This window comes from Inquilinus sp. CA228 (genome assembly GCF_052078665.1).
GTDB lineage: Bacteria > Pseudomonadota > Alphaproteobacteria > DSM-16000 > Inquilinaceae > Inquilinus.
The window spans coordinates 1-9,644 of sequence record NZ_JBQJIK010000137.1; the positions used below are offsets into that span (position 1 = coordinate 1).

Consider the following 9,644-nt stretch of genomic DNA (forward strand, 5'->3'; position numbering starts at 1 on the left):
ATAGCGCTTGGTCTTCTTTGCGATCTCGGCCATCCGGCCACGGCTCTGTTCCGTCCACATCCATAGCTTGAATCATATCCTCGCTCGCCGAGAAAGCCCCCATCCGCAATTTCCAAACGGTCTCTGAGATGGATGCGCGAGCAGTTATATGCGCCGCTGCACGAAGAGGTCGTGGTCGAGTAGCTCGGCCACGATCCGCAAAAAAAAGGCCGAGACGGCAGCGCTGGGCCTTCGGCACAATACCTGTCGGGACCGCGATCAGCGTGCCTCAATTCGATGAAGCAGAATCTGGAGCACTCGACCTACAAGCTGGACCGGCGCAAGAGGGCAAAAGTTCTCCTCCTGCCCTTCAGCCCATTCCCGAGCGGACGCGCAGGGCTTCAGGATCTCCCGGTGCGGATGTGCCGAGGATCAACAGCCAACAGTGGGTTCCATCGAAGCTGAATCCGCCGCGCCCGGTGGGACCTTGAGGCTCATAGAGCCGGCATGGAAGTCCAGCCATGTCCTCGCGAGGCGCTGGTTGCTCTTGACGAATTCGGTCGTCTGCTCAAGCAGCCACGCATTCCACAGGAAGATCGCTCGACCTGGATCATTGCACCCCATGAGCCGGGCGAAGAGATCGGCCTCGGCGGCCATCGCCTGCCGAAACCGATCGAACCAGAGGCGGTCGATCGTTTCGGGTTGTCTATATAGGCCGGGATAGATGTCGGCAACCGAACTCGTCTGCCCAGTCCCGAACGCGCTCGCTGTTTCATCCACCGAGGGCCGGAAGCCCACTCGGCAAACCTTTCCTTCATCCTGCTGCACGACACCTCCCTATCTTGAAGAGTGGCACCACTACAATCTTGAGCCCCACGCGAGTGTTCATAGTCAAGCCTCATGGCGCATTCCCGAGCACCTGACCATCCAGATGGAGGACGTCGTGGAGGATAGACCACCGCCGTGCCGTTGACCTCGCCTCTTTGCCAAGGATCCAATAGTCGTAGGCGCTTGTGGTTTCCTCCCTCTGCCTCTCCATTGTCAGCCATTGATTGAGGTAGATCAGGAGGTCGGGGCTCCCCCGTGCCACTGGATAGGCGAGGAAATCCTCGCCGATGGTTGGATCGGGAACGATGACAGTATAGGCTGGATAGAGCAGCCCCCAAGCAGCGCCCTGCTCGGCGGTCGTCAGCATCGCATCCGCCACGCTTCCCTCGAAAAAGCTCTTCCGATCGTCGATTTCGACCGGAGTTGCATCCGGAAGATAGCTGCGGAGGGCCGCTACATAGGCAGAGCCGCGCAGCACTGCAATCCGTAGAGGGCCAAGACGGCCGATCTCCGCCCGCGTCCGGAAATGCCGGCGCTGGTAGTCGGGCACGACGAGCGCGAGATGCAGCGTCATATAGGGTTGGCTGAAATCCATCTGGCGCAGCCGCTCGAAGGTCGTCGACACGGCGGACATGGCAATGTCGTAGCGGCCGGACGCCAGATCTGAAGGGATGCCGTCATAGCGGAACGGCACGAACCGGAGCCCGACGCCGAGGCTTCGAGCAAGGCTATGAGCCATTGCGATGTCGTATCCCACGAGTTGCCCATCACCGTTGAGGTAGGCGAAAGGGAGACTCTCGGCGTTGTACCCGACCCTCAGGACGCCATCCCCCAAGATCCGCCGGAGCGCGCTGCCCGGAGGTTCGGTCTTCGATCCGATGGCCGCGGGACCAGGCGGCGGATCGGTCGACACCGTGGCCTCGACCGGTGACGCGATGCTCAGCCGCATCAGCACGTCCTTCTCTGTATGCACGGTGGCGATCAACTGGCTCAAACCGATCCGCATCACGCCGATTGTGGCACCAAGCGCGAGGCAGATGATCACTGCGGTTTGGAGTTTGCGCGCCCGGCCGGGAACGATGCTCTTGGTCAGGGCTCCGACGTAGAGACTCGTCAGCGCGAAGATGCTCATCACATCAAGGCCGGCCTCGAACAGGTCGGTGAGCACGTCCGATACCAGAAATAACTGAAAACTATCTCCCGGCAGCTTCATGAAATCCAGCAGCGACGGCATCGCCACTTCGACCTCGCTGAAGAGATTGAACAGTCCCGCGAGCGCCAAATGGAGATATTGCGGGAGGTCCAGCGGCTTGTCGTACATCCAGCCGGTGAACAGGATGAACAGGAGCGAGAATAGCGTTCCGATTGTTGGCAGATTGTAGGCCACGGGAATGAGCACCCCCACCTCCCGGAAGGCCACGCTGTCCTCGGCGGCCTGATCGCGAAAGAGCATCTTCACCGCCCGTTCGATGAGCGGCAGCGTGATCAGCGAGTTGCCCGAGGTGAAGCCGAGGATCAGCGCCCCGCGGACCACCCCCATCACCTCGCCGTAACGGCGACCGAGCAGCCGTCCGACAAGAAATGGCAGGATAAAGAGCCCAACGAGCGCCGCGCCCACTGCGTAGCATGCAAGATAGACTTCAAGATTCTCCAGACGCTCGAACTCGAGCGTTCCCACCTGACTTGCGGTCAGCGCGAAGATACCGATGGGCGAGAGCCTGAAGATGAAATATGAGATGCCCTCGAGCGTCTCCTGAATCGCGGCCAGTCCGGCGATGAAACTCTGCTTCTCTTCCACCTTGATCAAGAGCACGCCGAATAGCGTCGCAAACAGGACCACCGCCGGAACCCTGCCCTCGGCGAGAGCCTTAAAGACATTGCTTGGGATGAAGACGTCGAGGAGATTGTCGTCCTCGCTCGGCGCAAGCTGGCTCGTGGAGAAGAAGGCCGCATGCTCTACCGCCGGGAACGCCCGTGACAGGGCGAAGATGGCGGCCAGACCGGTGCCCCAGAAGAGGACGATCAGAAGGCCGCCGCGACGCGCCATGGTGGTTGCGTCGCTGGGGGCCAATGTCCCGAAGCCAAGAATCAGGGCGACGGCCATGTAGGGCAGCACGGACATTTGGAGGAGGCGGATGAAGGCTTGCCCCACAATGTCGAGACCGGCGGCGGCATCACCGAAGAAAAGACCCGCGGCGATGCCGAGCGTCAGCCCGGCGAGGATCAGCATTGACGTGTCGATCCTGATCCATCTCCGGAGCATGGCCGATGCGATCGCCTGTCCTTTGCCTGTCATGGCGACGGTCCGGCGATCCGGTCCGCCTCGCCGCCGACGCGTCGGCCAGATACGCTTGTTCGTCCCCGCAGTGTGTCGATCATTTCGCGGCCGGCGAGGCTTCGGCCCGCGGCGACGGGGCGATCGAGCCGCCCAGCAGTTTCTCATGCACCCGTTCGCGGACATGCTGCGGGGTGACGTGGAACATCGGGATCAGGAAGATGCCGATCGCCGAGGCCGCGATCATGCCGCCGAACACCGAGGTGCCGACGCCGCGCCGGCTGGCCGCCGCCGTCACCAGCGGCACCAGGCCGAGGATGAAGGCGAAGCTGGTCATCATCACCGGCCGGAGGCGCAGCGCGGCGCCCTCGATCGCGGCATCGGCGATCGACGACCCCTCCTCGCGCTTGGCCTTGGCGAACTCGACGATACGACGCCGACGGCCGGCGGCGGCATCGGTGGCGCCCGGGCCTGCTTCTCGGAGGATTCGTTGCAGGCGGCGAGGAGGAGGAGAACGAGAGGTGGGCTTGCCTTCATACGAAAGCCGCGTCTCGACGAATACGCCATGCTCTCCGTCATCGCGACCTCATGAAATTCGACAGTCGAAGATCCATCCGCGCCGTCGGCATGGTCGGGCGGCCGCCATCGAGGGTGCGGGCCGACAGCCGCCTTCCGGTTCCACGGCCGGGACACGTCGCGCTTTCCGACCAGAGATTTCAGACGGGTGACGAGCATGGGTCGATCAAGCCCGCAGCGAAACGGTCCACGCCCATCAAGACGCAGTCGACGCCACACGCCCGAACCACGCAGCCGCGATGCGTCCCGCGCCCCAGCCATCAAATGGCGCAGCCGGAGCGCGGGATCGATCGAGGTCGGCTTCGGACGGTGCAGAGGGGGATCCCGTCCAAACGTCAGCCTCGACCACGGGCCGTCGCGACGACACTCCACCCGAAGACGACGGCAAGGCATCGTTTGCGACCAGGCTCCCCTCCTGCATCCGGAGGTTAAGCCCGGGATGCCCCGCTCGTGTTCAGCTGCCGCCAGTCATCGGACCCGACCGTGCCGCACTTCACGTGCTCCCATTGGACTGCACGATAGCTGAAGCACCAAGTCTCCATATGCGGATAGTTCTTGGTATCGGGATCAAGACAGTCATAGACAAACCCCTTGCCCTCGACCAGAAGGGCATCCGTCCACGAGATCTCGAAATACTTCTCCTGTTGGCCGGCCAGCGATGTCCGAAAGAAGGCCATCTTGAGCTCTAGAGTCTCGCCATTGGCCAACGCCTGCCACAGCAGCGGCGATGCCTTGTCATAGGCCTTGGTGAAGCTGGCCGGCTCGTGCACGCGCAGGCCGGTCGGCTGGCCGCTCTGCGGATCGCGCGGGATCGCGACGTGGTTTTCGAACATCTGGACCAGGCATTCGTCCGGATGGTTCTGCTGATAGGCGTTACCCACACTGTCGGCCGTGTTGGCGCCCTTGGAGATCGGCCCTTGGCTCTGGCCGGTGATTGTCAGGTAGGCCGGAGTCGGCATTCGCAAATTCCTTCACTTGGTGATGCCATCCAAGACGTCGGATGGGACGAAACCCACTGACTTCAAGAATCGTGCCAACTGCCAAAGGGCGTCCTCCGCAGGCGGACAAAGCGCTGGTAGAGCGGGATTCTTCATCAATGGCGGATCCTTCATGGCTGCACGAGGCGAGTTGGGAAATCCTCTGCACAGTTGCGCAGGACTCTGCGCAAAGGTGACGGATCTGACACCGGAGCCCTTGGGGCATCCGACCATGGCCCGCCCGTGGGGCGGCGCGCCGTGTACCGGTGCGCCTTCAGCCTCTCGAAGCCATGGCACGCCCCTTGCTTGAACCACTGGAGGGTCAGACCGCTTCAACGACCCTGTTGGGTGACTGCATGACCGATATCTCCCCCCCGAGCGCACAGACGCAGCGGCTCGAGACCATCGCGGCGGGACGCCCCTCGACGATGACATTGGGGGCGGGCGGCGCCCACGGACCCACTGGAGCGGGCATGCAAGGGCCGGGAATTCCGGTTGCGGCAAACACCGGATTCATCGGCGAACGGCAGGTGCCGAACGTCACGATATTCTCCACCGGACGCGTCATATCCATGGTCGCGACCGGCATCCCCTCCGCCAGTGCCGGGGTCGGTGGTCCGACGAGCACCGAAGGGGTCAGGCCATATTGGCATTTCAGGGAACTGCCGAGTGTGAGGAGGAAGGCCATCGCGTCGATCTTCCCTAGCTGGTTTGGGGGGATCGTCGAGCCGCAAGGTGCGGCTGCGACACGAACGAGATCTAGCAGGAAGCGTGCCACGACCGTGCCGGCCGCCAGGCCGTCGACGATCCGGCGAACGGAGAAACGGCGTGGCTGAGATCGCGTTCGAGCTTTCGGTCTTCGGCCTGCCGGATGGCGCCATCCAGGTGGTGCGCTTCGAGGGCGAGGAGGAGCTTGGCCGGCCCTACCGCTTCGTCATCGACGTGATCTCCCGGTCGGAGACCCTGTCGGCCGAGGACCTGGTCGCCCGCGCCGCCACCTTCTCGCTCAGATCCGCTGCCGGCGAGCGACAGATCCACGGCGTCATCGCCGAATTCCACGAGGGTGCCAGGGCGGTCGGCGGGCACTACAGCTACCAGTTCGTCCTGGTGCCCCGGCTCTGGCTGCTCGGCCTGTCCCGCAACAGCCGCAGCTTCGGCTCCGACGGCGCCCTCGACGTCGCCGGCGTCGTCGGCCAGCTGCTCCGGGAGCCGCGAGGGCTTGGCTTCTTCAGCGACGACTTCGCCTTTCATCTGATGACAGCCGACAAGTACCCGGCCCGCAGCTACTGGGTCCAGTACAACGAGACCGATCTCGACTTCCTGCACCGGCTGATCGAGCATTGGGGGATCTTCTACTATTTCGAGCAGGGTCCACTGAAGGAAAGGGTCGTCTTCACTGACAACCACCGCCTCCTGCCGCGCCTGAACCCCGAGCATCACCATCTGCCCTTCAGGGATTTGGCCGGCCCCATCCTCGGCCGGATGGCCGGCGTCCAGGCCGTCCGACGGCGCCTCCGTCCCATTCCCAGATCGGTGCGGTTCAAGGACTACAACCACCAGCGGCCCGAGCTGGCGCTGAGGCTGGGCCGCGACCTCCATCACGGCGATTTCGGCCATCACGTGGAGTACGCCGCGAACTTCAACACGCCGGAGGAAGGCGAACTGTTCGCGCGGGCCCGTTCGGACGAATGGCAGGCGCAGCGCGAGGTGTTCGAGATGCAGACCGACTGCATCTTCATGAGCGCCGGCTGGCAGTTCAGCCTCCATGACCACTTCCGCTCGGCCTGGAACCACGAATACCTGCCGACGGCGGTCCGCCACGCCGGCACGCAGTATGTCGCCGGCGCCTTCTGGGAGGGCGGCGAGCCGGGTGAAATCGGCTACCGCAACCACATCTCGGCGATCCGCCACGCCACCCCCTACCGCAGCCCCCGGCGTACCCCTCGCCCAATCATGGCCGGGGTCATGCCGGCCATGATCGACGCCCCGGACGACTGCAACGATCGCGCCGTCCTCGACGCCGAGGGCCGCTACAAGGTCGTCGCCAACTTCGACATGGCCGGATTGGGCGACGCCCGCCAGCGTACGGCCGTCGCCCGCATGGCGCAGCCCTATGCCGGCGCCCAGGCAGGGCTGCACTTCCCGCTGACCCGCGGCACCGAGGTCGCGCTCGGCTGGGAGGACGGCGACCCCGACCGGCCGATCATCCTCGGCACGGTGCCGCATTCGCGCACGATCAGCCCGGTCACCAGCCGCAACCCGACCGAGAACCGGATCCAGACCCTGGCCGGCACCACCCTGATCATGAACGACGGCATCCCCGCCAGCGAGGCGGTGGGGCCGGTCTATCTGTCGATACAGGTCCCGGTGCCGGAGGCGGCGCCGCCCGACTATCTCCGGATGGGCGACGTCCCGACCGCCGATACCGCGGTCGAGCGGGCGATCCTGGCGACGCCGGAGTTCGGCACCGACGCCAAATGCGGCCGCCCCCCCGAGCTGACCTCACAGGCCTATGCCGGGATCATGTCCTTCACCCCCGACCAGCGCACCACCACCACCGGCAAGTCCGAGACCCATGTCGTCGGCGGCAACTACGCCGCCGAGGTCGGCGGCTGGTACAGCCAGGTCGTCACCGGTCCCTTCTACCAGAAGGTCTTCGCCCCGGGCGGCCTCGTCCTCAACATCGAACAGTATGGCGACGCCAGCGTGGCCCCGAACGCCACGACAACCGATACCGGCGACCAGGCGAATGGGTCCGAGGACGAGCCTGAAGACGGATCCGAGGAGCCGAGCATCTGGGATTCGCTGTGGTCGCGGCAATTCAGCGGGACCATTACGAATTCCCTCAACTCGTTTACGGGAACCAGCGTCGACTACAGCACCAAGATGTCCTACAGAATCAATACTGGCCTGGATCTGTCGGTCTCGACGGCGGCGACCTACAAGTCGTTCTCCGGTAACGAAATCATCCACTATTCCTCCGGTTACTCGCAGCATATCATCTGCGGCGACGGTTCCATCGGCCTGGGCACCGAAGGCAGCTTCTCCACCATCGGTCAGACCTTTTTCACGCCGCACACGATCGTCCTCGGCTCCCGCCCACGCATCGGGAACGGCATCGCCGCCAAGAATGTCGCCCTCCTCGCCAAGGTCCAGCTCGCGGCGCGGATCGCCAGCTACGCCGCCGTGCTCACGGATCTGGTCAACCAAGTCGGAACCAAGTTCATCCGAGGGTTTCCACAATCCGCCCTCAATCTGCCCTCGGCGATCCTGGCGCGTATCGCCGCTCCGGCCGCCACCACCTCCGCCGCTCTCCTGGCGAAGGCGATGGTCGGCGAATACAAGCTGCTCACCGGGGGAAGACTGGCACAGAATCCGGACGACGACCCCACCATCAAGATCGAGCCGAATGCTATCAGCCTCTCCGTCGGAACATCCCGCATACGGATTAGCCGCACCGGCATCTTATTCGAGGCAGACGCCTCCGCCATCAGTCTCACCGCCGATGCAACTGATATGTGGGTCCGCAATGAACGCGGTCAAGATGCATCATTTAGACTGGATAGAAATGGGAACTCAACTACCCACTCAAATCATATCTATATGAACGGCAACGTTGAGATCCACGGAGAATGTCAGGTCGAGGGCCAGGTCACCGCCTCCAGAGTGAATGTGAGCCAGCACGCTGGCCGGGCGAACCAGGGATCCGGGCCCCCCGGAGCAAACCGAGGATAAGAGGATGATCACGAACGCCGGACTGCCGCCCTGGGACACCTCGATCGCCGTTGACGCCGGCGCACCGATGCCCGCCGCGTGGGAGATGCGTCATGGCTGAGATAGAATTTGCGTTATCAATCTTCGGCCTGCCGGATGGCGTCATCCAGGTGGTGCGCTTCGAGGGCGAGGAGGAGATCGGCCGGCCCTACCGCTTCGTCATCGACGTGATCTCCCGGTCGGAGACCCTGTCGGTCGAGGACCTGGTCGCCCGCGCCGCCACCTTCTCGCTCAGATCCGCTGCCGGCGAGCGGCAAATCCACGGCGTCATCGCCGAATTCCACGAGGGTGCCGAGGCGGCCGGCGGGCACTACAGCTACCAGTTCGTCCTGGTGCCCCGGCTCTGGCTGCTCGGCCTGTCCCGCAACAGCCGCAGCTTCGGCACCGACCGCGCCCTCGACGTCGCCGGCGTTGTCGGCCAGCTGCTCCAGTCCCCGCAGGGGCTCGGCCTCTCCAGCGACGACTTCGCCTTTCATCTGATGACGGCCGACAAGTACCCGGCCCGCAGCTACTGGGTCCAGTACAACGAGACCGATCTCGACTTCCTGCACCGGCTGATCGAGCATTGGGGGATCTTCTACTATTTCGAGCAGGGTCCACTGAAGGAGAGGGTCGTCTTCACCGACAACCACCGCCTCCTGCCGCGCCTGAACCCCGAGCATCACCATCTGCCCTTCAGGCGCTCGGCCGGCCCCATCCTCGGCCGGATGGCCGGCGTCCAGGCGGTCCGACGGCGCCTCCGCCCCATTCCCAGATCGGTGCGGCTCAAGGACTACAACCACCAGCGGCCCGAGCTGGCGCTGAGGCTGGGCCGCGACCTCCATCACGGCGATTTCGGCCATCACGTGGAGTACGCCGCGAACTTCAACACGCCGGAGGAAGGCGAGCTGTTCGCGCGCGCCCGTTCGGACGAATGGCAGGCGCAGCGCGAGGTGTTCGAGATGCAGTCCGATTGCATCTTCATGAGCGCCGGCTGGCAGTTCAGCCTCCACGACCATTTCCGCTCGACCTGGAACCACGAATACCTGCCGACCGCGGTCCGCCACGCCGGCACGCAATTTGTCGCCGGTGCCTTCTGGGAGGGCGGCGAGCCGGGTGAAATCGGCTACCGCAACCACATCTCGGCGATCCGCCACGCCACCCCCTACCGCAGCCCCCGCCGCACCCCCCGTCCGATCATGGCCGGGGTCATGCCGGCCATGATCGACGCCCCCGACCCCGACCACCATCGCGCC

7 protein-coding genes are annotated in these 9,644 nt (G+C 64.3%); 2 read left to right on the plus strand and 5 right to left on the minus strand.

Annotation, left to right across the window (positions count from 1 at the left end; all coding sequences use genetic code 11):
* Positions 1-411 precede the first annotated feature (411 nt).
* The 5 genes from ACTOWL_RS36785 to ACTOWL_RS36805 form a co-directional block, all read right to left on the minus strand.
* Entirely contained in the window at positions 412-807 is a 396-nt protein-coding gene (locus ACTOWL_RS36785; RefSeq protein ID WP_441326271.1) for a hypothetical protein, read from the minus strand.
* Positions 808-877: 70 nt separating this feature from the next.
* A complete protein-coding gene (locus ACTOWL_RS36790; protein WP_441326272.1) occupies positions 878-3,037 on the minus strand; it encodes a cation:dicarboxylate symporter family transporter in 2,160 nt (719 codons plus the stop codon).
* 145 nt (positions 3,038-3,182) lie between these two features.
* Positions 3,183-3,578: an efflux RND transporter permease subunit gene (locus tag ACTOWL_RS36795; protein WP_441326277.1), complete on the minus strand. Its 396-nt coding sequence runs from the start codon at positions 3,576-3,578 to the stop codon at positions 3,183-3,185.
* 508 nt (positions 3,579-4,086) lie between these two features.
* Complete coding sequence (locus ACTOWL_RS36800) at positions 4,087-4,617, minus strand: Hcp family type VI secretion system effector (protein WP_441326273.1); 531 nt, start codon at positions 4,615-4,617, stop codon at positions 4,087-4,089.
* 340 nt (positions 4,618-4,957) lie between these two features.
* Positions 4,958-5,323: a DUF4280 domain-containing protein gene (locus ACTOWL_RS36805; RefSeq protein ID WP_441326274.1), complete on the minus strand. Its 366-nt coding sequence runs from the start codon at positions 5,321-5,323 to the stop codon at positions 4,958-4,960.
* Positions 5,324-5,463: 140 nt separating this feature from the next.
* On the opposite strand from ACTOWL_RS36805, the gene ACTOWL_RS36810 reads away from it, so the two are divergent.
* Together ACTOWL_RS36810 and ACTOWL_RS36815 are read left to right on the plus strand one after the other, a co-directional pair.
* The gene (locus tag ACTOWL_RS36810; protein WP_441326275.1) at positions 5,464-8,370 is read left to right on the plus strand and encodes a type VI secretion system Vgr family protein; all 2,907 of its coding nucleotides are present in this window, start codon (positions 5,464-5,466) and stop codon (positions 8,368-8,370) included.
* A 92-nt stretch (positions 8,371-8,462) separates the two neighbouring features.
* Positions 8,463-9,644, plus strand: a 1,182-nt coding sequence (locus tag ACTOWL_RS36815) for a type VI secretion system Vgr family protein (RefSeq protein ID WP_441326276.1), incomplete at its 3' end; no start/stop codon positions are given.

Bases quoted from the DNA above. Each gene is read 5' to 3' on its own strand.
- ACTOWL_RS36790 (WP_441326272.1), bottom strand. From the start codon at position 3,037: ATGCTGATCCTCGCCGGGCTGACGCTCGGCATCGCCGCGGGTCTTTTC.
- ACTOWL_RS36800 (WP_441326273.1), bottom strand. From the start codon at position 4,617: ATGCCGACTCCGGCCTACCTGACAATCACCGGCCAGAGCCAAGGGCCG.
- ACTOWL_RS36805 (WP_441326274.1), bottom strand. From the start codon at position 5,323: ATGGCCTTCCTCCTCACACTCGGCAGTTCCCTGAAATGCCAATATGGC.